Origin of the sequence: Novilysobacter selenitireducens, from assembly GCF_020026895.1 — a bacterium.
GTDB classification, from domain to species: domain Bacteria; phylum Pseudomonadota; class Gammaproteobacteria; order Xanthomonadales; family Xanthomonadaceae; genus Lysobacter_C; species Lysobacter_C selenitireducens.
In genome coordinates, this window is the sequence record NZ_JAINZW010000004.1 from 237,337 (window position 1) to 257,478 (window position 20,142).

Here is a 20,142-nt window from a genome sequence, read left to right on the forward strand (position 1 = left end):
GACTCCTGTGCTCCCCCCCGAGGAGCCGCTCCACATGACCGCAGCCCGTCCCTTCGTCCGATCCCGCCACGACCGCATGATCGGCGGCGTCATGGGTGGCATCGCCCGGCGCTTCGGCTGGAATTCCACGTTGCTGCGCGTGCTGTTCGTGATCGTGTCCATCGCCTCCGCGGCGTTCCCCGGCATCATCGTGTACCTGCTGCTGTGGCTGCTGATGCCGGAAGAGGGCGCCTGAGCCCGGCCCGCGCCGCGCTGCTGGCCGCCGGCGTGGCGTGGACCGCGCCCAACACACTGCTCGGCCTGCTGGCGGGCGTCGCGGGCATTCCGCTTGGCGCCCGTGCCCGATTGAGCCGGCGCGAGCGCGCGCTGGTGTTCCAGCACTGGCCGTGGGGGCCGGGCGGGGCGATCACGCTGGGCAACGTCATCCTGCATACCGGCCCCGACCTGGACTGCCCGTGCAGCACCTACGCGCACCGCGCCGGCCACGCGCGCGAGGACGCGATCAACCTGGCCGACCACGAGCGCGCGCACGTGTACCAGTACATGACACTGGGTCCGCTCTTCCTGCCCGTGTACCTGCTATGCGGCGGGATCAGCGTGCGCAACCGCTTCGAGCGCGCCGCCGACCGATATGCCGCCACGGGGCGCGGCTGGTGGCCTTGGCCCGGCTGAATGCGGGCGGCCAGCGGAAGGATTACGAAACCTTGATCGGCGGGTAACGCGGCGATGGGTAGGATTCGTAACCGTCAGAGAAAAACCAGGACGATGGATGTCGCAACGACGGAAGTCCGACTGAAACAGCTCTGGCGCGGAAGGCTCAGCCACCCGAGGCTCAAACCTCGAAGACTGAGCCTTCTTTCTTGTGCGCGCCTTGGGCGTCGCCAACGCGCTATGGGCGGGGCAGCCGCTCATACGACTCGCCCAACACCACGCCTTCCGGGCCGAAACGCCGCTCCACGAAGGTGATGGCCGAATCCTTCACCAGCACCACCGTGCTGCAACGCGTTCCATAGTCCTGCCCGACTACGAAGGGCGGGGATAGTGCCCGCTCAAGCGCCAGCCCGACGCCAGTATCCGGCAACGCAGTATCCGGTGCCACGGTCGTGTCGGCCAACGCATCCAGCAGGGGTGCGAGTGCCACACGGTCCATGGCGCCTTCCGCCAAGGGTGAAGCCAGCCACGCATCCAGCGCCCGGGTTGCGTGCGTGCTCTTGGGCCATGCTGCATCGAATGCGCCGTTCGACATCGCATGCGTTCCCGGCGCGACGGCCGTGAAGTCCGGCTCGGGATGGTTGCTTGCGAACCCCAGTGCCTCGCCGTCCCACGCCAGCAGGTTGAAGGGACCGTACGTCGGTGCGGTCGGCATCAGCGATGCCAGCCACGGCATTGCAGCTACTTCGCCATCGGCAACAAAGGCGCGGACCAGCGCGCCACGCGAGCGCGGTGCATCGGATGGTCGCGGCCCGGTCCTGACATTGGTCACGGCGGCCAGCCGCCCGCGCGTGGACGCCATCAGCCAGCCACCTCCCTGCGCCAGGTCTCGTCCGCCATATACGTCGGGATGCCGTGCATCGAACCCCGCGGCCGCGGTCGGTCGCGCATGCGCCTCGTCGCGGTTGGCGATCAAGGCCAGCGGGAACCGGGGGTGGACCTTCCAGGCGACGGCGATCAGGCACATGGCGGCATCCTAGCGGCGGTTCGCATCCCGGCCGAACCGGTACGCCCGACACGGCCATGCCGGCCGCGTGGGCGATGGCGCCGCCGCCGCGCTCGGCTATACTGCGCGGCCGCGCCGGAGTGGCGGAATCGGTAGACGCAGCGGACTCAAAATCCGCCGCCCTTAAAAGCGTGTGGGTTCGAGTCCCACCTCCGGCACCATGACGAAAGCCCGGCGATGCCGGGCTTCTTCATGCCCGGTGCACGCGTGGGTAACGCGCAGGCGCCTAGCGTCGATGGCCTCCGAACCGAGGACATCGACATGGCCGGACAGGACCGCAAGGATCCACCGATCGACGGCAACAAGGGCTGCGACGCGCCCGCCGCGCCACCCACCCCGGCGCAGAAGGCGCACGAAAACGAGCTGCAGGACGAGGCGCTGGAGGAAACGTTCCCCGCCAGCGACCCGGTGTCCCCGTTCATCCCGGCGCGGTGCCCCGACTGATCGGGAGCGTCGCCAAGGCGACTCGGCGATTTACGCAGCTTCGTCCGTCGGCAGGCACTTGTCGACGCGCGCGAACCACTCGCCGTCCTCGGGGACGAACATCGAGCAGGCCTGCATCGGGCCTTTGTAGATGTGCACGGACACGGCGACCGCGTCCTGCCGGGTGTTGCGGATGGTGTGGTACTCGTGCGGCGGGATCAGGCTGCCCGCGCTGCCAGGGCCGGCGACCATGCCGCCGGCGGCACGGAACCGGAAACGGTCGCCCTCGCGCTCCAGCAGTTCGTACTGGGTGATCTCGAGTTCGCCGTCCCACACGCCTTCCACGCACCACAACCCGCAGTGGTCGTGCACGGGCGTGCCCTGGCCGGGGCCCCACGTCATCGCGACGACGCTGTAGCCCAGCTCAGGACTGCGGTAGATCTCGCGGCGGGCGTAGTGGTCGTCGATCGGGTCGAACACGCACGTCGGCAGGCTGACGTCGCGGTCGCGGATCATCCGGCACAGGGTGTTGCGCAGTGCGGAGGTGACGGCGTGTTCGTCGCCGGCGGACACGGCCTGGTCGAGCGCATGGACCAGCTTGTCGTGGCCGGGGAAGTCGATGTCGGGCAGGGCGGCGGCGTTCATGCCGGGGATTTTACGCGGGTGCGGCGCCGGCTGCCGGATGGGTGCTTTTGCTCCCTCCTCTGCCTGCAGGGGAGGGCTGGGGAGGGGGCATTTGAGCGACGCGCTGCAAGAGCACCCCCTTCCAACCTCCCCCTGCAGGCAGGGGGAGGGGCTAAACCCCGGAAGGATGAAATCTAGGCCAATCCGTCCAGGAACCCGCGCACCGCCGGGCCGAAACGCGCGATGTCGACCAGGAACGCGTCATGGCCCTGCGGCGACTCCAGAGGCAGGAAACGGGCATCCGCGCCACCGTCGCGCAGGCCGTCGGCAATCTCCTGCTGCTGCTGCAGCGGGAACAGGATGTCGGTATGCACGCCGATGGCCAGCGCCTTCTCCACGCTGATCTTTGCAAGACCGGCGCGGGTCTGGCCTTCGCTCGGGCCGCCGCGTCGCTCGCAGTAGTCGCCCACGTCGAACCAGTCCATCGAGCGGCTCAGGTAGAGGTAGCAGTTGGGGTCGAAGCGGCGGACGAAGCGACGGGCATGGGCTTCCAGGTAGCTTTCGACCTCGAACTCCAGCCCGAACGGCTCGTCGTCGGCGCGGTCCGAATCCAGCCTCACGCGACCGAAGCGGCCGTCCCACTCCAGTGCCGAGCGGTAGGTGATCACGCCCAGCTTGCGCGCCATGCGCATGCCCGATTCGGGGTACTGGTCGTCGTCGTAGTCGCCGCCGTTCCATTGCGGGTCCAGCCGGATCGCCTCGCGCTGCAGCGAGCGGATCGCAATGGAGAACGGCAGGGCACGTGCCGCGCCGGAGATGTTGATGTGGCTGCGTGCGATGCCGGGGTGGCGGACCAGCAACGCCAGCGCGGTCATGCCGCCCATCGAGTTGCCGATCACGCACGCCAGTCGCTCGATGCCGAGTTCGCGCAGCACGCACAGCGCGGCTTCGGCGCCGTCCTCGATCGAGAGTTCGGGAAACGACAACCGGTAGGGCGCGCCGGTGGCCGGGTCGATGGACGCCGGGCCGGTGGAACCCTTGCAGCTGCCCAAGGAGTTGACGCACACCACGAACCAGCGGTCGCTGTCGATGGGCTTGCCCGGGCCCACCATGGCCTCCCACCAGCCCGGCTCGGGATTGGACTCGTTGGCGGCGGCGTGCGCGTCGGGCGAAAGGCCCGTCAGGATCAGCACCGCGTTGTCGCGGGCCGCATTCAACGCGCCCCAGGTCTCGTACGCCACCCGTGCGCCATGCAGCGCGTCACCGCGCCGCATCGGGAACGGATCGGGCAGGGCGACGAAACGGGTACCGGGCGGGATGAATTCGGTCATGCCGGGCGGATCCTTCTGGCGGCGTGGCAGTACGGGCCCGGCATTGTGCCTCGTCGGGCCAACGGGATCAGCGCACCACCTGGTCGATCAACAGCGCGACGCGCGAATCGGCGCCCGTCGCGGCGTGCAGCGGCGCGGACGTGAAGTCGCCGGCCTGCGCAGCCGCATCGCCGCTGGCCGACACACGCGCAACGACCTCCACCGTGTCGAGCTGGGACAATTTGAGCGTGGGCATCGGGCTGTCGCCATCGTCGAGCGTCACCACTGTCGGCAACGCGGACACCGGCAGCCGCTCGACGGCCACGGGCATCGGCGGGCCTTCGGTCTGGCGCGCGATCACGTACACGACGGCGCCTTCGGGAAGCCTCATCGCCAGTTGCGGATCGAGCGACACACTGACGGTGATGCCCGGGCCGCGCTCGGCCGCTGTATCCGGCGCAGGTACCGCCGCGACCGCCGCCGGCAGGGGCGACAAGCCGGCTTCCTTGCGGGCGATATCGATCTGTTCGCGCAATGGCGCGGCCGTGGTGGGGTCGACGATGGCGAGCAACGGCTCCCACGTGGCCGCGGCCTCGGCATGCTGGCCGCGCTGGCGCTGGGCGATGCCCAGGAACCAGCGGCTGCGCTGGTGCATCGGCTGCACCTGCAATGCGCGCTGCAGCAGGTCGATGGCGGTGTCGTCGAAGCGGCGGTTGTCGGAGGCGAGCGCGCGCGATTCGGCGGCCTCGGCCAGCAGGTCGGCATCGTCGGGCGCCAGCGCGACAGCACGGGCGAACGCGTCGCGCGCGTCATTCGTGCGGGCCTCGGCGGCGTAGGCACGCGCCAGCAGGCGCCAGCCCTCGGCCTGCGAAGGGTCGCGCTCCAGCGCCTCTTCCAGGCTGGCGATCGCTTCGGGCAGTGTCTCCGGCGGCCGGCGCTTGGCGGGGTCGAGCGCGTCGGGATTGCCGACCACCAGGTACAGCGTCCCGGCGAGGACGGCGAGCAGCGCAACCGCGGCCAGTCCCGGCACGCGCGCCTGCCGCCACAGCGGCGAGGTCGCCCATGCCAGCGCGGCGACGGCCAGCAGCGCGGCCAGTAGTGCGAACAGCGCCATCACCACTCCTGCCCGTCGTCTTCAGGCACCACGCGCGCGCCGCGCCGGCGCACGGCCAGGACCACCGCCACGCCGCCGGCCAGCAACACCAGCGCCGGGCCGAACCACAGCAGCCAGGTGTTGGACTTGAGTTCCGGCCGATACAGCACGAACTCGCCGTAGCGCGCGACCAGGAAGTCCTTGATTTCGTCGTCCGAGCGGCCCGACTGCATCAACTCCAATACCTCGCGGCGCAGGTCGTGCGCGATCTGCGCGTCGGAGTCGGCCAGCGACTGGTTCTGGCACATCACGCAGCGCAGCTCGGCGACCAGGTCGTGGAAGCGGCGCTCCTCGGCGGTGTCGGTGAACTGCAGCGGCGCCGGGTCGGCGTTGGCCTGCGCCATCGCCTGCAGCGGCACCGTCGCCAGCGCGAGCAATGCGCACACGGCCAGCATCGCGAGGTACATACGTCGGACGGCGCGGATCGGGCTCACAGCGACTGCTCCGTCGGGATGCGTTCGACGGTGTCCAGCGCAGGCAACAGTTCGTCGCGGATGATCTCGTCGGTGATGGTGCCGACGTGCTTCCAGCGCACCACGCCGTTGGCGTCGACCAGGAAGGTTTCCGGCGCGCCGTAGATGCCCCAGTCGATGGCCGCGCGGCCATCCGGGTCCACCAGCACCATCCAGTACGGGTTGCCGAACTGCTCCAGCCAGCGCAGCGCCTCGCCGTGCTCGTCCTTGAGGTTGTAGCCGATCACGCGCACGCGCTTGGTCTCGGCGAAGCGCGTCAGCACCGGGTGTTCGACCCGGCACTCCGGGCACCAGCTGCCCCAGACGTTGAGCAGGTAGGGCGCGCCGCGCAGGTCCTGACCGGTGACCATGCGGCCGGGCTCGTGCAGCAGCGGCAGGGAGAATTCCGGCGCCGGGCGGTCGATGAGCGCCGAGGGCAGGGCGTCGCGGCCGGGGTTGCGGCTCATCCAGACGCCAGCGGCCAGCAGCACGCCCAGCGCGGCCACCACCAGCAACGGCAGCCAGCGCGCGAGGGACGGACGGGCGGTCGTGGGCTCGGTCATCGCGAAGGCTCGGGTTCGGTGGCGATCGGCTTGCGGAAGCGGCGGTCGGTGGCGGTGACGAAGCCGCCCAGCATCATCAGCAGCGCGCCGGCCCAGACCCAGCGCACGAACGGCTTGACGTGCACCCGCAGCGCCCAAGCGCCGTCGCCAAGGGGCTCGCCGAGCGCGACGTAGAGGTCGCGGGTGACGCCGGGGATCAGCGCCGCCTCGGTCATGACCTGGCCGCCAGCGGCGTAGGCACGTTTCTCCGGGTGCATGACCGCGATGCGTTGCTCACCGTCGAAGACCGTGACGGTGCCGCGGTCGGCCAGGAAGTTCGGGCCCTGGACCTTGTCCACGCCGTCGAAGCGGAACCGGTAGTCGCCCAGGGTGACGTGGTTGCCCGGCGCCACCGCGACTTCGCGCTGGCGGTTGAGGCCTTCGGTGAGCAGCGCGCCGACCAGGAACACCGCGATGCCCAGGTGCGCCAGGATCATGCCCGCCATTTCCGGGGTGAAACGGCCGTTGGCGCGCAGGCGCGACCACACGAAGCGCAGCGTGCCGCCCGCTACCCACACCGCACCGAAGATGCCCGCGGCCACCTTCCACGCGCCCTGCGGCGCCAGGAAGAACGCGCCTGCGCCGGCGATCAGGGCGACCACCAGCCACGGTGCCAGCATCGCCAGCGGCCTGGACGCCTGCTCGCGCTGCCAGCGCGTCAGCGCGCCGAACGGCACCAGCAGCACCAGCGGCGCCATCAGCAGGATGAACATCAGCGCGAAGTACGGCGGGCCCACCGAAATCTTGCCAAGCCCCAGCGCGTCGGCCAGCAACGGGTACAGCGTGCCGATCAGCACCATGGCGCACGCGGTGGTGAGCAACAGGTTGTTGGCCAGCAGCAGCGTCTCGCGCGAGGCGGGCGCGAACGGCTTGCCGTCGTTGAGCGTGGATGGCGCGCGCAGTGCGTACAGCAGCAGCGAGCCGCCGATGACGAGGCCCAGGAACACCAGGATGAACAGCCCGCGCGAGGGATCGGCCGCGAAGCTGTGCACGCTGGTCAGCACGCCCGAGCGCACCAGGAACGCCCCCAGTAGCGACAGCGAGAACGTGGCGATGGCCAGCAGCAGCGTCCAGCTTCGGAACGAGCCACGCTTTTCTGTGACCGCTTGCGAGTGGATCAGCGCCGCGCCGGCGAGCCACGGCATGAAGCTGGCGTTCTCGACCGGGTCCCAGAACCACCAGCCGCCCCAGCCCAGCTCGTAGTACGCCCACCAGCTGCCCAGCGCGATGCCCAGCGTCAGGAAGCCCCAGGCGACGTTCGTCCACGGCCGCGTCCAGCGCAGCCAGCGCGCGTCGACGCGGCCGTCCAGCAGTGCGGCGATGGCGAAGGCGAACGACACCGCGAAGCCCACGTAGCCGAAGTACAGCATCGGCGGGTGGATGATCATCCCCGGGTCCTGCAGCAGCGGATTGAGGTCGCGCCCCTCCACCGCGGCCGGCAGCAGCCGCGCGAACGGGTTGCTGGTGAAGATCAGGAACGCGAGGAAGCCCGCCGCGACCACGCCCATTACGCCCAGCACGCGGGCGCTCACCGTGGCGGGGAGCGAATGGGAGAACCGCGCGACCGCCGCCGTCCACAGCGCGATCACGAGCGTCCACAGCAGCAGCGAGCCCTCGTGCGAGCCCCACACGGCGGTGATGCGGTAGATCGTCGGCAGCAGCGTGTTGCTGTGCTGGGCGACGTAGCCGACGGAGAAATCCTGGGTGATGAACGCGTGCGTCAGCAGCCCGTAGGCGAGGGCGACCAGCGCCAGTTGCGCGTACGCGGCCGGTCGCGCGACCGCCATCCACGGGGCCACGCCACGATGCGCGCCTGCCAGCGGCAGCACCGCCTGCAGCAGCGCCACCAGAAGGGCCAGGACCAGGGCGACCTGGCCGAGCTCAGGCAGCATCGGCAGCTGTCTCCGGATTCGTCGGGGCAGGCACGAAAGACGCTGCCATCAGTAGCCGGCCCCGCCCGTTGCCGGGTCGGCATCCGGCGCATCCACGTCGTGCTTGCGGTGCGCCTGGCCCATCTTGTCGGCGACTTCCTTGGGCATGTAGGTCTCGTCGTGCTTGGCCAGCAGCTCTTCGGCGACGAACACGTCGCCCTGCATGCGGCCGGTGGCGACCACCGCCTGGTTCTCGCGAAACAGGTCCGGGAGGATGCCGGTGTAGGACACGGGCAGCTCGGCATCGCCGTCGGTCACTCGGAAGCGGGCTTCCATCGAGCCGCTGGGCCGCTCGAAGGAGTCCTTGGCGACCATGCCACCCAGCCGGAATCGCGCCGTGCCGTCGCCGACCTGTGGCCCGGCTTCGCCGCTCAGCACCTCGTTGGGCGTGTACAGGTAGGCGACGTTGCGCTGCAGCGCCATCGCCACCAGCGTCGCGGCGATGCCGGCGGCGGCAACCAGCGCGAGGATCCACATCAGGCGGCGGCGTCGGGTCGGGTTCATCGGGTCAACTCGTTCGGATTGATGCCCGGGCGCGGGGCGGTGCGGGCGGTGCGCTGGCGGGCGGCGCGCTGGGCGCGCTTGATCTGCAGGCGTGGGGCGATGAACTCGTAGGCCATCACCACCACGAACACGACATAGGCGGCGACCACGTATTCCAGGTAGCTCATCGCGACGCCCCCTGAGCCTCGGTGACCCAAGCCTTGCCGGCTTCGCGACGCAGGTTGTCGGCGCGCGCGCGCGCCAGCAGCGCGCCGAGGAACCACAGCTTGGTGCCGATGACCATCCACGCCAGCGGCCAGACCATGCTGGCGTCCATGGAGGACTCGCCGAACATGCGGATCGTCTGGCCCTGGTGCAGCGAGTTCCACCACACCACCGAATAGCGGATCACCGGCAGCAGCACCACGCCGACGATGGCCAGCAGGCCGGCGGCGCGCGCGGCGGCGCGGCGGTCGTCGATGGCGCTGTACAGGCCGATCACGCCCAGGTACAGGAACAGCAGGATCAGCTCGGTGGTCAGGCGCGGGTCCCAGTCCCACCACGTGCCCCACATCGGCTTGCCCCAGATCGAGCCGGTCGCCAGCGTGACCAGGGTGAAGCCGGCACCGATCGGCGCGCAGGCCATGGCCAGGATTTCGCACAGCTTGATCCGCCAGATCAGCGCGATGGCCGCGTACACCGCCATCAGCCCGAACACCGCCATGCTCATCCAGGCGCTGGGCACGTGGATGTAGAGGATGCGGAAGCTGTCGCCCTGCTGGTAGTCGGCCGGCACCGCGAACAGGGCGCCGTACAGGCCGACCGCCATCACCAGGAACCCAAGGCCGTAGCCCCACGGCGCCCAGCGCGCGGCGAAGCGGTCGAAGTAGGGCGGCGATCCGAGTTTGTGGAACCAGCGCAGGAGTGGATTCATTGCTCTTGGCCCGCTCCCGCGCAGTGCAGGGGAGCGATATGAGGGGGCTCGTCTGCGGCCGCCGAGGGCCGGGGTATCAGGTCAGCGCGATCCGTATCGCCGCCGCGGCCGCCAGCGGTGCCAGCACCAGCGTCAGCACCAGTCCCGCCGCAAGCAGCAGCAGCGCACCGGTGGGGTCCAGTCCCTGTGCCGAAGCCGCGATACTGCCGGCCCCGAAGACCAGCACGGGGACGTACAGGGGCAGCGCCAGCAGGGCGACAAGTATACCGGAGCGCCGCATCCCGACCGTCAGCGCGGCGACCACCGAGCCCAGCAGGCTCAGCAGCGGCGTGCCCAGCGCCAGCCCCACCAGCAACAGGCCCAGCTGGTCGCGCGGCAGGTACAGCAGCTCGCCCAGCACCGGCGTGGCGACCAGCAGCGGCAGCGACGTGGTGGCCCAGTGCATGAACGTGCGCACCGCCACCAGCCACGCCAGCGGCACCGGCGCCAGCATCCATTGCTCCAGCGAGCCGTCCTCGGCGTCGCCGCGGAACAGGGTATCGAGAGACAGCAGGCCGGCCAGCAGCACCGCGACCCACAGCACCGCGCCGGCCGAGGACGCCAGCGCGTCGCGCTCGCCGCCCAGCGCCAGCGCGAACAGCACCACCACCAGCAACGCGAACAGCGCCGGTTGCAGAGAGTCGCCACGGCGGCGCCAGAGCAGCCGGGCGTCGCGGGCCATCAGCGCGCGGGCGGTGGACAGCAGAGTGGGGGCGGCGCTCAAGACAGCTTCTCCAGCACCAGCGTCCGTGTCCGCACCGGTGGTGCCGCATACGCACCGTGCGTGGTCACCAGCGCCGCGCCGCCGGCACGCAGTTGCGCCTGCACCATGCGGTTGACCAGTTCGATGCCGTCCAGGTCGAGGTTGGCGTAGGGCTCGTCCAGCAGCCACAGCGGCGCCGGTGACAGCCACAGCCGGGCCAGGCCGAGCCGCTTCTTCTGCCCGGCCGACAGCTGGCGCAGCAACGCGTCCTCGTAGCCGGCCAGCCCGACCATTGCCAATGCGTGCTCGGGCAACTGGGCGCGGCGGCGTCCGTGCAGGCCGCACAGGAAATTCAGGTTCTCCAGCACGCCCAGGTCCGCCTTCAGGCCCGGCAAATGGCCCAGGTAGGCCATGGCACGGGCGCGGCGGGCGGGCCTCGCCGGTTCGCCATCGATGTCGACCGACCCGTCGTCGGCACGCAGCAGGCCGATCAGCACGCGCAGCAGGGTGGTCTTGCCGGCGCCGTTGTCGCCCTGCACCAGCAGCGCCTCGCCGGCGTCCACCGCGAAATCGAGCGGCCCGAACACGGGCAGGTCATTGCGCGAGAAGCGCAGGCCCTTGACGTCCAGCAGCGGCGGGGCGGGGTGGTCGGCGTGGGGCAACGGATGCGGCCGGGTCGATTCGGGACCGGCGATTCTACCGGGCGGCGGCGCCCGGCCCGCGGCGGCTCATCCCAGCCAGTCGGTGTGCGGGTCGACCGGCGCATCGGCCGGGCGATGCAGCAGCATCCTCAGTCGCACCGGCTGTCCCCGCTCCCACGCCAGGACGCCGGCCTGCCCGAACTCCTGCGCCAGGGTAGAACTGGTGGTGTCATCCAGTCCCGCCACCAGCCAGCCCGGCTCGCGCCAATCGCCGTCCGTCCCCTGCGCCCAGGCGGCCTGCCGGGGAGCGCCAGCGGCATCGAGCTGGCCGACCAGCAACGTGTCGGCGGTTTCGTTGGCGGTGTCGGAATGGAGCTCGGAGGCCGGGTTCCACGCGGTGATGAAGACGTAGCGCTCGGCCGGCCAGTACGCCTCCACGTCGGACGCCGACTGGCCCACGCGCAGGGGCAGGGCATCGCCGTCGATCAGCACGCAGTACTGCGCTGCGGCATAGGCCGCCGCCAGGTCGGCGGCGTCGACGACGGTGAGCGTGCGCATGGACGGAGTGTCCCGCGTGATTGGTGGGGGTGCAAATGCGGTGTGTCGTGGCCCCTCCCCTGGGAAGGAGGGGAGGGTTGGGGAGGGGTGTCTTTCAAGCGCCACGGCGTCACGAGCACCCCCTCCCAACCTCCCCCAGCAAGCAGGGGGAGCCGCAAAACGGCGGCTACGAGGGGGCCAACCTCGGCGGCTTGCCGTCATTCGCATGCCGGCTCACGGCTGTTCCGTAAACTCGACCTCCGTTTTGATTCACCGGACTCCGCCCATGCCTGTGCCCGCCCCCCAGACCAAGCTGCCCAATATCGGCACCACCATCTTCACCGTGATGTCGCAGCTGGCGGCCGAACACAGTGCGGTCAACCTGGGGCAGGGTTTTCCGGATTTCGACGTACCCGAGCGACTGGTGCAGGCGCTGGACCGCGCCATGCGTGAGGGCAAGAACCAGTACGCACCGATGACTGGCCTGCCGGTGCTGCGTCAGGCCATCGCGGCCAAGACAGAGCGCTGCTACGGCTACCGGCCCGACGCGGACACCGAGGTCACGGTGACCTCCGGCGCCAGCGAGGCGATCTTCGACGCCGTGCACGCCGTGGTACGGCCGGGCGACGAGGTGATCGTGCTCGACCCCTGCTACGACTGCTACGAGCCCGCGATCGACCTGGCGGGTGGCCGCGCGGTGCACGTGGCGCTGGACCCGGCACACTTCCGCCCCGACTGGGAGCGCATCCGCGCCGCGGTCACGCCGCGCACGCGGATGATCATCACCAACACCCCGCACAACCCGTCGGGCGCCATGTTCGACGGCGCGGACATCGCGCAGCTGGAGGCGCTGCTGCACGACACCGGCATCTACCTGCTGTCGGACGAGGTCTACGAGCACATCGTGTTCGACGGCGCGCGCCACGAGTCCGCGCTGCGCCATCCCGCGCTGCGCGAGCGCGCGTTCGTCGTGTCCAGCTTCGGCAAGACCTACCACTGCACCGGCTGGAAGGTCGGCTACTGCATCGCGCCGCCGGCGTTGTCGGCCGAGCTGCGCAAGGTCCATCAGTACAACACCTTCTGCACCTTCACCCCGGCGCAGGCGGCGTTCGCGGAGATGATCGAGGCCGAGCCCACGCACTACGAGGGCCTCGGCGCCTTCTACCAGGCCAAGCGCGACCGCTTCCACGACCAGCTGCTGGGCACTCAACTCAAGCCGCTCACGGTTCCCGGCGGCTACTTCCAGCTGGTCGACTATTCGACGGTGAGCGACCTGGACGATGCGTCTTTCTGCCGCTGGCTGACGGTTGAGAAGGGTGTGTGCGCGATCCCGCTGTCGCCGTTCTATGCCGAACCGCCACGCCGCCAGCACCTGGCGCGGCTGTGCTTCGCCAAGAACGAAGCAACGCTGGACGCGGCGATCGAGCGCTTGCGCGCGCTGTAACTTGCGCGGCGTCCTCGTGCGCTGAACGAAGCGCGTGAGCGATAACCCTGCATTCACCGCGGCTTACCGATGCTGGCGCGGTTTTCTGCCGCGGAGTATCGCCATGGGCCAGACGGCCGCACGTACGACTTCTTTTCTTCATCGCTTCCGCGTGCTGGGCGCGGCAGCGTTGCTGCTGGCACTTGCCGGCTGCGTCACCGGACCAGGCGGCTACGGCGGGTATCCCGGCCAGGGCTACCCCGACCAGGGCTATCCCGGAAGCTATGGGAGTGAGCGCATTCTTGGCACCGTGCAGGGCGTGGACGCCCGCTACAGCCGCATCCTCCTGAGCGCGGACGGCCGCAGCGGCTACGGCGGCGGACAGGTCGAAGTGATGTACGACCGCAACACGCAGCTGGTCTACCAGGGCCGCTCGCTGCCGGTGGACGGGCTGGAGCGCGGCGACCACATCAGCATCGACGCGGTGCGCTCAGGCAACCGCCTCGTCGCGCGCCGGATCGACGTGGTCCAGAACGTCCGTGATGCCCACGGTGGCAGCTATTACGGCGGCGAACTGCGTGGTGCGGTGGCCTGGGTCGATACTCGCTCGCGCGTCATCGGCGTCACGCGGGGCGGTTACAGCGGCCGCGAGGAGCGCGTCTATTACGACGAGCGCACCGCCGTGGAATACCGCGGCCAGTTCTACCGCCCCGACGAGCTCGAACGCGGCGACGTGCTGCGGATCCAGGCACGTCCGCGCGGCAACGACTGGTGGGCCGAGCGGATCTGGGTCGAGGTGAACGTCCGCGACCGCTGAACCGCGTCGTGACACCGGCGCCCGCCGCGGAGGCGTGCGCCGGTAGAATGGCTGGATGCCTTTGATCACCCTCCAGGACGTCGACTACAGCGTCGGCGGCCCGCTGCTGCTTGAAAACGTCCAGCTGTCCATCGAGCCCGGCGAGCGCATCGCGCTGATCGGGCGCAATGGCGCCGGCAAGTCCACCCTGATGAAACTCATCGCCGGCGAGCTGGTGCCGGACGACGGTGAGGTCCGCCGTGACGGCACCGTGCGTATCGCCAGGCTGGAGCAGGAAGTTCCCGCGGGCGCGGCCGGCGACGTGTGGGACGTGGTCGCCGGCGGCATGGGCGAGGTCGGGTCCTGGCTGGCCCAGTACCACCACCTGAGCCACGCCGAGCCGTTCGACGGCGACGCGCTGGCGGAGGTCCAGGGCCGCATCGAGGCCGCCGGCGGCTGGAGCCTGGACCAGCGCGTGGTCGAAACGCTCGAACGCCTCGGACTGGACGGCGACGCCGCGTTCTCGGGCCTGTCGGGCGGCATGAAGCGCCGGGTGCTGCTGGCGCGCGCGCTGGTGTCGGCGCCGGACCTGCTGCTGCTGGACGAGCCGACCAACCACCTGGACATCGAGGCGATCGACTGGCTGGAGACCTTCCTGAAGGGCTGGGCCGGCGCGCTGCTGTTCGTCACCCATGACCGGCGCTTCCTGAAGGCGCTGGCGACGCGCATCGTCGAGATCGACCGCGGCCAGGTCTCCAGCTGGCCGGGCGATTGGGGCAACTACGAGCGCCGGCGCGAGGAGCGCTTGAATGCCGAGGCGCAGGAGAACGCGCGCTTCGACAAGTTGCTGGCGCAGGAAGAGGTGTGGATCCGGCAGGGCATCAAGGCCCGCCGCACCCGCGACGAAGGCCGCGTGCGCCGGCTCAAGGCGATGCGCAACGAACGCGCCGAGCGCCGCGCCCACACCGGCAACGTGCGCATGGATTTCGCCCAGGCCGAGTCCTCGGGCAAGAAGGTCGTCGAGGCTCGCGACGTATCGTTCGACTACGGCGGCAAGCCGCTGCTGCGCGATGTCTCCACCACCATCTTCCGCGGCGACCGCATCGGCCTGATCGGGCCCAACGGCAGCGGCAAGACCACGCTGATCAAGGTGCTTCTGGGCGAGCTGGCGCCCACGTCCGGCGAGGTGCGCCTGGGCAGCAACCTGCAGGTGGCGTACTTCGACCAGTACCGCGCCACCCTGCGCGAGGACTGGAACGCGCTGGAAAACGTCGCCGAAGGCCGCGAGTTCGTCGAGGTCGGCGGCAAGTCCAAGCACGTGATCGGCTACCTGCAGGACTTCTTGTTCACGCCCGAGCGCGCACGCGCGCCGATCACCCGGCTGTCCGGCGGCGAGCGCAATCGCCTGCTGCTGGCCAAGCTGTTCGCGCAACCGTCCAACCTGCTGGTGATGGACGAACCGACCAACGACCTGGATGTCGAGACGCTGGAGCTGCTGGAAGAAATCCTTGGCGAATACACCGGCACGCTGCTGCTGGTCAGCCACGACCGCGACTTCCTCGACAACGTGGTGACGTCCACGCTGGTGATGGAGGGCGGTGGCCGCGTTGGCGAGTACGTCGGCGGCTACAGCGACTGGCTGCGCCAGCGCCGCGTCGAGTTCACCGCGCCTGCGTCCACAGCGGCGCCGTCGGCGCCCATGCCGGTGTCGCCGATCGCCGCGGCGGCCACCACGCCGACAACGCCCAAGCGCAAGCTCAGCTTCAAGGACGCGCGCGAGTTGGAGCAACTACCGGCTTTGATCGAGACGCTGGAAGCACGCATCGCGCAGCTGACCGCGGCGATGGCGGAACCGTCGTTCTTCCAGCGCGATGCCGCATTGATCGCCGCCGACAACGCCACGCTGGCCGATACGCAGGCCGAGCTGGACGCGGCCTATGCGCGCTGGGCGGAGTTGGACGGCTGAGCCGTGTGATGCGGACTTCCGCATCGCCTCTCACGCTCAGTCGATTCCCCGCCGCCACTTCCAGGTTGTCATTCCCGCCTCCAAGTCGTCATTCCCGCGAAGGCGGGAATCCATGGACGTTGCTCGGGTTTCGAATGCGAGTTTTGCCCTAGGGTCTAAAGGCCGCGGTGGTTCACGCGCAATCTCTACTGCCGCACTCGAGTGAGCCACGTGATCAATGTCCGTACGTCCATGGATTCCCGCCTTCGCGGGAATGACGGCAGTGAATCGTTGGTTGCCGGAGCGGGCTGGCTGCACAGAACCCTTGCGATCTACCCCGCAAGGGCATCCTAATCACCGTCCTCGACCCACGGAGCCCGCCATGTCCATCCCGACCCGCCTCCGCGCCAGCCTTGCGTGCATCGCCCTGGCCGCGTTCGCCGCCCCGGCCACTGCCGCCGTGAAGGACCAGTCCGCGGCCGGCTTCACCCTGGAGAACGAGGCCGTCGTCGCGGTGGACGCGGCCACCGCGTGGGACGCGCTGGTCGATGACATCGACCGCTGGTGGCCCAAGGACCACACGTGGTGGGGCGCCGAGTCGAAGCTGTCGATCGACGCGCGCGCGGGCGGATGCTTCTGCGAGATCGACGGGATACGCCAGGCGCAGCACCTGCAGGTGGTCTTCACCGATCCCGGCAAGCTGCTGCGCATGACCGGCGGCCTCGGCCCGCTGCAGGGCATGGGCCTGCACGGCGTGTTGGAGTTCCGACTGGAGCCGGTACAGGGGCCCGACGGCGACGAGCGTCGCGACATGACCCGCATCGTGATGCACTACCGCGCCGGCGGTTACGCGCCCGACCACATCGGCGCGTTCGCCGCGGTGGTGGACGGCGTCCAGGCCACGCAGCTCAAGGGGCTGGTTGACCACATCGGCAGCATGCGTGGCCCCGGGGCACGATGACCACGACGCGCGTTTGATGGCGCTCAGCCCATGAAGCCGCCGCCGTTGACGTGCAGGAACTGCCCGGTCACGTAGCTGCTGTCGGCGCTCGCCAGATACACGTACGCCGGGCCCAGCTCGCTGGGCTGGCCGGGGCGTTTCATGGGGGTGTTGCGCCCGAACTCGCGCTGCTCCTTCTTGCTGAAGCTCGAAGCGATCAGCGGCGTCCAGATCGGACCGGGTGCGACGCCGTTGACCCGGATGCCGCGCTCGACGACGTTCTTGGCCAGCGAGTAGGTGAAGGTCTCGATCGCGCCCTTGGTGGAGGCGTAGTCGATCAGGTGGTCGCTGCCGCGGAACGATGTCACCGAGCCGGTGTTGATGATCGCGCTGCCCTTGCCCATGTGCGCCAGTGCATGGCGGGTCAGGTGGAAGAACGGGAAGACGTTGTTCTCGAAGGTGTCGCGCAGCTGCGCCGGGGTGATGTCTTCGAGCGTGTCCTGCGGGACGTGGTCGGCCAGGTTGTTCACCAGCACGTCCAGTCGCCCAAGCGTCTTGACCGTGCGCGCCACGGCCGAGCGGCAGCGGGCCTCGCGCCGCGCATCGCCCCGGATCAGCAGGCAGCGGCGGCCCTCGGCCTCGACCATGTCCGCGGTGTCGCGCGCGTCGCCGTCCTCGCTGAGGTAGAGGATCGCGACGTCGGCGCCTTCGCGTGCGAAATGCACCGCCACGGAGCGGCCGATGCCGCTGTCGCCACCGGTGACCAGTGCCACCTTGCCGTCCAGCTTGCCCGAGCCCCGGTAGTCGTCGCGGATGGTGTCCGGCTGCGGGTTCATCGTGCTCTGGTTGCCGGGGGATGCCTGCTTCCGGGTCGCCATGGCGGTCTCTCCTGGGGGTGGGGGCGGCATGGTCGGCAAGCGCGCGTGGCCGGGCGATGAAGTGGGCCGCATCGAGGTGGAGCGCCTAGACTTCCGCACATGCACCAGCCCGACCCCGCCGGCAGGCCGCCGACGCCCGATCCACGTCGACACCAGCGCCTGTTCTTCGCGCTGCTGCCCGATGCGTCCACGCGCGAGGCGATGGCGCGCGGCGTGGATACGCAGCTCGGCGCCGGCATATCGGGCCGACGCACAGCGCCCGCGCTCTATCACCTGACGCTGAGTTACCTGGGCGAGTTCGACAACGCGCCGGCGTTGCTCGTGGACGCCGCATGCCGCGCCGCCGCCACCGTGTGCGTGCCCGCGTTCGACCTGCGGCTGTCCCGGCTTGGCAGCTTCCGGCAAGGTCGCGGCTGGCTGTGGTGGCTGGGGCCCGATGCGACGCCGCCGGGGCTGCAGGCGTTGTGGCAGGTGCTCGACGCGGCGCTGTTGGGTGCGCGCATCCGGCGGCCACCCGATACCGCGTTCAGGCCACACGTCACCGTGCTGCGCGGCTGCGACCGCGCACCGCCCGCCGATACGTTGGTCGACATCGTGTGGCTGGTGCGGGAGTTCGCGCTCGTCTCCAGCCAGGCGGGGGCATACCGTTCGCACGGGCGCTGGCCCCTGGGCGACGGCCGTCGTGCCGTCCGCTGATGGCAGCGAGGTTTCCATTCCACACCCGGTCCGGCAGGAGATCGCGATGACCACCAACGACCCGCGCATCGACGCCTACATCGAAACGTCGACCGATTTCGCCCGGCCGATCCTGCGGCACCTGCGCAAGCGCGTGCAGTCCGCCTGCCCGGATGCGGAGGAAACGCTCAAGTGGAGTGCGCCCGCCTTCCTCTACAAGGGCAAGCTGCTGTGCCAGATGGCGTCGTTCAAGCAGCACGTCGCTTTCGGTTTCTGGCAGGGCGCGCAGGTGGTGGGCGACGCGCAGGGCGAGGCGATGGGGCAGTTCGGGCGCATCACGAAGGTCGCGGACCTGCCGCCGGCACGCCAGTTCGACGGCTACGTTCGCCGCGCCATGGCGCTCGTCGATGCCGGCGTCAAGGTGCCGCGCACCCGGGACGCCAAGCCCAAGCCGACCCTGGATACGCCGGACGACCTGGCACGCGCCCTCGATGCGTCTCCTGCTGCGCGCCGCCACTTCGACGGCTTCACGCCCGGCAAGCGTCGCGAGTACATCGAGTGGATCGTCGAAGCCAGGCAGGCGGCGACACGCGAGCGCCGCCTGGCACAGGCGGTGGAATGGATCGCCGAAGGCAAGCCGCGGCACTGGAAGTACCAGAATTGCTGAGGCCGTCGCGCCCCCACCTTGCAGGGGCGACGTGAGTCGCCACCGGGATACGGTCGACTGTGCGGGTTGCGACTTACGTCGCTCCTACAGGGGCATCTGGCTGTGGCGTGGAACGGCGCGGCCTACTCCTGCAGGTACGCTCCACACCCGCGGTACGTTCGATCCCCGACCCGCAGCTCAGCCGCAGCCTCGAAGGCCTCGCCACTCATCCCGTCGCTGCACGGCTCGCGGCGGATCGACAGGGCGACGGCGGACCCGTCGGCCGCCTCGCCCGCAAACCCCTCGTCCGTCGCGCGACTACGCGCCTCCACGCTGCGCTCGCCATAGTCGAGTTCGGCCCGGATCGTCGGCGTCGCACCACTGCCCACTTCCAACCACCAGCCCGGCTCGTTGCCGACCGCGCGGAATGCGACGCCGCGTTGCGCGGCCTCGTACCACGGCGACGCCACATCGCTGCGAGTGCATTCGCGTGGCTCGTTGCCCGCCAACGTGAAGCGGGCGATGTCGCCCTTGGTCCAGAACTCGTTGCCGGCTTCGGCGTAGCGCGCGCCGGACGCGGCCATGGCCTGCGGCAGCGTTGCGTTGCGGCCCGACCACCACAGTTGAACCGCTGCTGGCGGCAGGTCGAACCGACTGGCGACACGCAGGTCGCCGCATTGCCAGTGCACCACGGCACGGTCGCCGACCGGGGCAGCGGAGGCGCTCGCGTCCGCGGCTGCACGGACCATGGCCAATTGGACGGCGATTTCCTGCCCCGGCGTGACCGGCGTGCGGGTGTTGGTCACGAACCACAGCCGGCCGTCGCCGTCGTACAGCGATGCATGCAGCCCGTAGCGGCCGCCGTCGCGGACCTTGGCCGGATCAAAGGGCAGGGTGAAGCGGTATGGCGGGCCGGACGCGTTGTCGATGCGGGTCTCGGCGATGACGGCCGCCTGCGTGTCCGCCAACTGGTTATCGATCAACTGGACGTGCAACCGCGCACCGGGCACGCGGATGCGCTCACGGTAGGTGGCGGTGCCGACGATCGATCCCTTTGTGGCGGGTGCTTCACCGTAGGGCATGTCGTCCGGCCCGGGCGCACTGACGCCGCGGTCGCGTGACTGGCACGCGGGCAGCGCGAGCGCGGTTGCAGCGGCCAGGAGCGCCATGCCGATCGGCGAGGCAAAGGGGAGACGGGGCATGGCGGACTCCGGTGAACGCGGGAGCCCGGATTATCCGGAGGAGGCGTGTTAGCCGGTTGTCATGGGCACGCCGGGGCCGCGGCCAGCG

24 protein-coding genes and 1 tRNA gene are annotated in these 20,142 nt (G+C 70.0%); 10 read left to right on the plus strand and 15 right to left on the minus strand.

The window, feature by feature from the left end; genetic code table 11:
- The first annotated feature begins 34 nt into the window (after positions 1-34).
- Together K6753_RS10230 and K6753_RS10235 are read left to right on the plus strand one after the other, a co-directional pair.
- Positions 35-235: a PspC domain-containing protein gene (locus K6753_RS10230; protein WP_223676342.1), complete on the plus strand. Its 201-nt coding sequence runs from the start codon at positions 35-37 to the stop codon at positions 233-235.
- Positions 205-672: a hypothetical protein gene (locus tag K6753_RS10235; protein ID WP_425492106.1), complete on the plus strand. Its 468-nt coding sequence runs from the start codon at positions 205-207 to the stop codon at positions 670-672. Before K6753_RS10230 ends, K6753_RS10235 begins: the two co-directional genes overlap by 31 nt.
- A gap of 217 nt (positions 673-889) precedes the next feature.
- Here the strand turns inward: K6753_RS10235 and K6753_RS10240 are convergent, their stop codons facing one another.
- Entirely contained in the window at positions 890-1,678 is a 789-nt protein-coding gene (locus tag K6753_RS10240) for an NRDE family protein (protein WP_223676343.1), read from the minus strand.
- Positions 1,679-1,791: 113 nt separating this feature from the next.
- Here K6753_RS10240 and K6753_RS10245 point away from each other — a divergent pair.
- Both K6753_RS10245 and K6753_RS10250 read left to right on the plus strand, forming a co-directional pair.
- Positions 1,792-1,878: transfer RNA gene (locus K6753_RS10245), tRNA-Leu, on the plus strand.
- Between the two features lie 100 nt (positions 1,879-1,978).
- Positions 1,979-2,161 (plus strand): hypothetical protein, encoded by a 183-nt coding sequence (locus K6753_RS10250; RefSeq protein WP_223676344.1) that lies wholly within the window; start codon positions 1,979-1,981, stop codon positions 2,159-2,161.
- A 30-nt stretch (positions 2,162-2,191) separates the two neighbouring features.
- Here the strand turns inward: K6753_RS10250 and K6753_RS10255 are convergent, their stop codons facing one another.
- The 12 genes from K6753_RS10255 to K6753_RS10310 all read right to left on the minus strand — a co-directional run bounded on the left by K6753_RS10255 (position 2,192) and on the right by K6753_RS10310 (position 11,570).
- The gene (locus tag K6753_RS10255) at positions 2,192-2,785 is read right to left on the minus strand and encodes a cysteine dioxygenase family protein (RefSeq protein ID WP_223676345.1); all 594 of its coding nucleotides are present in this window, start codon (positions 2,783-2,785) and stop codon (positions 2,192-2,194) included.
- 173 nt (positions 2,786-2,958) lie between these two features.
- Positions 2,959-4,095 carry a homoserine O-acetyltransferase MetX gene (gene metX / locus K6753_RS10260; protein WP_223676346.1) on the minus strand — a complete coding sequence of 379 codons (1,137 nt, stop codon included), beginning with the start codon at positions 4,093-4,095 and terminating at the stop codon, positions 2,959-2,961.
- Positions 4,096-4,162: 67 nt separating this feature from the next.
- A complete protein-coding gene (locus K6753_RS10265; protein ID WP_223676347.1) occupies positions 4,163-5,188 on the minus strand; it encodes a tetratricopeptide repeat protein in 1,026 nt (341 codons plus the stop codon).
- On the minus strand, positions 5,188-5,622 hold the full coding sequence (locus K6753_RS10270; RefSeq protein ID WP_223676483.1) for a cytochrome c-type biogenesis protein: 435 nt from the start codon (positions 5,620-5,622) through the stop codon (positions 5,188-5,190). The genes K6753_RS10265 and K6753_RS10270 overlap by 1 nt, the downstream gene beginning before the upstream one ends.
- Before the next feature lie 35 nt (positions 5,623-5,657).
- Positions 5,658-6,242, minus strand: a complete 585-nt coding sequence (locus K6753_RS10275; RefSeq protein ID WP_223676348.1) for a DsbE family thiol:disulfide interchange protein — start codon at positions 6,240-6,242, stop codon at positions 5,658-5,660.
- Positions 6,239-8,173: a heme lyase CcmF/NrfE family subunit gene (locus K6753_RS10280; protein ID WP_223676349.1), complete on the minus strand. Its 1,935-nt coding sequence runs from the start codon at positions 8,171-8,173 to the stop codon at positions 6,239-6,241. The genes K6753_RS10275 and K6753_RS10280 overlap by 4 nt, the downstream gene beginning before the upstream one ends.
- A 48-nt stretch (positions 8,174-8,221) precedes the next feature.
- On the minus strand, positions 8,222-8,716 hold the full coding sequence (gene ccmE, locus K6753_RS10285; protein WP_223676350.1) for a cytochrome c maturation protein CcmE: 495 nt from the start codon (positions 8,714-8,716) through the stop codon (positions 8,222-8,224).
- Positions 8,713-8,883, minus strand: a complete 171-nt coding sequence (gene ccmD / locus K6753_RS14845; RefSeq protein WP_223676351.1) for a heme exporter protein CcmD — start codon at positions 8,881-8,883, stop codon at positions 8,713-8,715. The genes ccmE and ccmD overlap by 4 nt, the downstream gene beginning before the upstream one ends.
- A complete protein-coding gene (ccmC, locus tag K6753_RS10295; protein WP_223676352.1) occupies positions 8,880-9,629 on the minus strand; it encodes a heme ABC transporter permease CcmC in 750 nt (249 codons plus the stop codon). The genes ccmD and ccmC overlap by 4 nt, the downstream gene beginning before the upstream one ends.
- 76 nt (positions 9,630-9,705) lie before the next feature.
- Positions 9,706-10,350, minus strand: a complete 645-nt coding sequence (gene ccmB, locus K6753_RS10300; RefSeq protein ID WP_223676484.1) for a heme exporter protein CcmB — start codon at positions 10,348-10,350, stop codon at positions 9,706-9,708.
- Positions 10,351-10,388: 38 nt separating this feature from the next.
- Positions 10,389-11,033, minus strand: coding sequence for a heme ABC exporter ATP-binding protein CcmA (gene ccmA, locus K6753_RS10305; RefSeq protein ID WP_223676353.1), 645 nt, complete (start codon positions 11,031-11,033; stop codon positions 10,389-10,391).
- A 66-nt stretch (positions 11,034-11,099) separates the two neighbouring features.
- Positions 11,100-11,570, minus strand: coding sequence for a DUF3293 domain-containing protein (locus K6753_RS10310; protein ID WP_223676354.1), 471 nt, complete (start codon positions 11,568-11,570; stop codon positions 11,100-11,102).
- A gap of 265 nt (positions 11,571-11,835) precedes the next feature.
- Here K6753_RS10310 and K6753_RS10315 point away from each other — a divergent pair, with 265 nt between their 5' ends.
- From K6753_RS10315 to K6753_RS10330, 4 genes are all read left to right on the plus strand, one after another.
- Positions 11,836-12,993: a pyridoxal phosphate-dependent aminotransferase gene (locus K6753_RS10315; protein ID WP_223676355.1), complete on the plus strand. Its 1,158-nt coding sequence runs from the start codon at positions 11,836-11,838 to the stop codon at positions 12,991-12,993.
- Positions 12,994-13,096: 103 nt separating this feature from the next.
- Positions 13,097-13,789, plus strand: a complete 693-nt coding sequence (locus K6753_RS10320) for a DUF5666 domain-containing protein (RefSeq protein WP_223676356.1) — start codon at positions 13,097-13,099, stop codon at positions 13,787-13,789.
- Between the two features lie 55 nt (positions 13,790-13,844).
- Positions 13,845-15,734: an ATP-binding cassette domain-containing protein gene (locus K6753_RS10325; RefSeq protein ID WP_223676357.1), complete on the plus strand. Its 1,890-nt coding sequence runs from the start codon at positions 13,845-13,847 to the stop codon at positions 15,732-15,734.
- Positions 15,735-16,095: 361 nt separating this feature from the next.
- The gene (locus K6753_RS10330) at positions 16,096-16,674 is read left to right on the plus strand and encodes an SRPBCC domain-containing protein (protein WP_223676358.1); all 579 of its coding nucleotides are present in this window, start codon (positions 16,096-16,098) and stop codon (positions 16,672-16,674) included.
- 23 nt (positions 16,675-16,697) lie between these two features.
- Here K6753_RS10330 and K6753_RS10335 read toward each other — a convergent pair whose 3' ends face one another.
- On the minus strand, positions 16,698-17,531 hold the full coding sequence (locus K6753_RS10335; protein WP_223676359.1) for an SDR family oxidoreductase: 834 nt from the start codon (positions 17,529-17,531) through the stop codon (positions 16,698-16,700).
- A gap of 99 nt (positions 17,532-17,630) precedes the next feature.
- Here K6753_RS10335 and thpR point away from each other — a divergent pair, with 99 nt between their 5' ends.
- Both thpR and K6753_RS10345 read left to right on the plus strand, forming a co-directional pair.
- Complete coding sequence (gene thpR, locus K6753_RS10340; protein WP_223676360.1) at positions 17,631-18,227, plus strand: RNA 2',3'-cyclic phosphodiesterase; 597 nt, start codon at positions 17,631-17,633, stop codon at positions 18,225-18,227.
- Between the two features lie 46 nt (positions 18,228-18,273).
- Positions 18,274-18,873, plus strand: coding sequence for a YdeI/OmpD-associated family protein (locus tag K6753_RS10345; protein WP_223676361.1), 600 nt, complete (start codon positions 18,274-18,276; stop codon positions 18,871-18,873).
- A gap of 122 nt (positions 18,874-18,995) precedes the next feature.
- On the opposite strand, the gene K6753_RS10350 is transcribed toward K6753_RS10345, so the two are convergent.
- Positions 18,996-20,054, minus strand: a complete 1,059-nt coding sequence (locus K6753_RS10350; protein WP_223676362.1) for a YbaY family lipoprotein — start codon at positions 20,052-20,054, stop codon at positions 18,996-18,998.
- Positions 20,055-20,142: the final 88 nt, after the last annotated feature.

Coding starts and splice junctions, on each gene's coding strand:
- K6753_RS10335 (WP_223676359.1), bottom strand. CDS start 17,531: ATGGCGACCCGGAAGCAGGCATCCCCCGGCAACCAGAGCACGATGAAC.
- ccmB (WP_223676484.1), bottom strand. CDS start 10,350: ATGGCCCGCGACGCCCGGCTGCTCTGGCGCCGCCGTGGCGACTCTCTG.
- K6753_RS10270 (WP_223676483.1), bottom strand. CDS start 5,622: ATGCTGGCCGTGTGCGCATTGCTCGCGCTGGCGACGGTGCCGCTGCAG.
- ccmC (WP_223676352.1), bottom strand. CDS start 9,629: ATGAATCCACTCCTGCGCTGGTTCCACAAACTCGGATCGCCGCCCTAC.
- K6753_RS10240 (WP_223676343.1), bottom strand. CDS start 1,678: ATGTGCCTGATCGCCGTCGCCTGGAAGGTCCACCCCCGGTTCCCGCTG.
- thpR (WP_223676360.1), top strand. CDS start 17,631: ATGCACCAGCCCGACCCCGCCGGCAGGCCGCCGACGCCCGATCCACGT.
- K6753_RS10265 (WP_223676347.1), bottom strand. CDS start 5,188: ATGGCGCTGTTCGCACTACTGGCCGCGCTGCTGGCCGTCGCCGCGCTG.
- K6753_RS10230 (WP_223676342.1), top strand. CDS start 35: ATGACCGCAGCCCGTCCCTTCGTCCGATCCCGCCACGACCGCATGATC.
- K6753_RS10275 (WP_223676348.1), bottom strand. CDS start 6,242: ATGACCGAGCCCACGACCGCCCGTCCGTCCCTCGCGCGCTGGCTGCCG.
- K6753_RS10325 (WP_223676357.1), top strand. CDS start 13,845: ATGCCTTTGATCACCCTCCAGGACGTCGACTACAGCGTCGGCGGCCCG.
- K6753_RS10330 (WP_223676358.1), top strand. CDS start 16,096: ATGTCCATCCCGACCCGCCTCCGCGCCAGCCTTGCGTGCATCGCCCTG.
- metX (WP_223676346.1), bottom strand. CDS start 4,095: ATGACCGAATTCATCCCGCCCGGTACCCGTTTCGTCGCCCTGCCCGAT.
- K6753_RS10345 (WP_223676361.1), top strand. CDS start 18,274: ATGACCACCAACGACCCGCGCATCGACGCCTACATCGAAACGTCGACC.
- K6753_RS10280 (WP_223676349.1), bottom strand. CDS start 8,173: ATGCTGCCTGAGCTCGGCCAGGTCGCCCTGGTCCTGGCCCTTCTGGTG.
- K6753_RS10320 (WP_223676356.1), top strand. CDS start 13,097: ATGGGCCAGACGGCCGCACGTACGACTTCTTTTCTTCATCGCTTCCGC.
- K6753_RS10310 (WP_223676354.1), bottom strand. CDS start 11,570: ATGCGCACGCTCACCGTCGTCGACGCCGCCGACCTGGCGGCGGCCTAT.
- ccmE (WP_223676350.1), bottom strand. CDS start 8,716: ATGAACCCGACCCGACGCCGCCGCCTGATGTGGATCCTCGCGCTGGTT.
- K6753_RS10250 (WP_223676344.1), top strand. CDS start 1,979: ATGGCCGGACAGGACCGCAAGGATCCACCGATCGACGGCAACAAGGGC.
- K6753_RS10350 (WP_223676362.1), bottom strand. CDS start 20,054: ATGCCCCGTCTCCCCTTTGCCTCGCCGATCGGCATGGCGCTCCTGGCC.
- K6753_RS10255 (WP_223676345.1), bottom strand. CDS start 2,785: ATGAACGCCGCCGCCCTGCCCGACATCGACTTCCCCGGCCACGACAAG.
- K6753_RS10315 (WP_223676355.1), top strand. CDS start 11,836: ATGCCTGTGCCCGCCCCCCAGACCAAGCTGCCCAATATCGGCACCACC.
- ccmD (WP_223676351.1), bottom strand. CDS start 8,883: ATGAGCTACCTGGAATACGTGGTCGCCGCCTATGTCGTGTTCGTGGTG.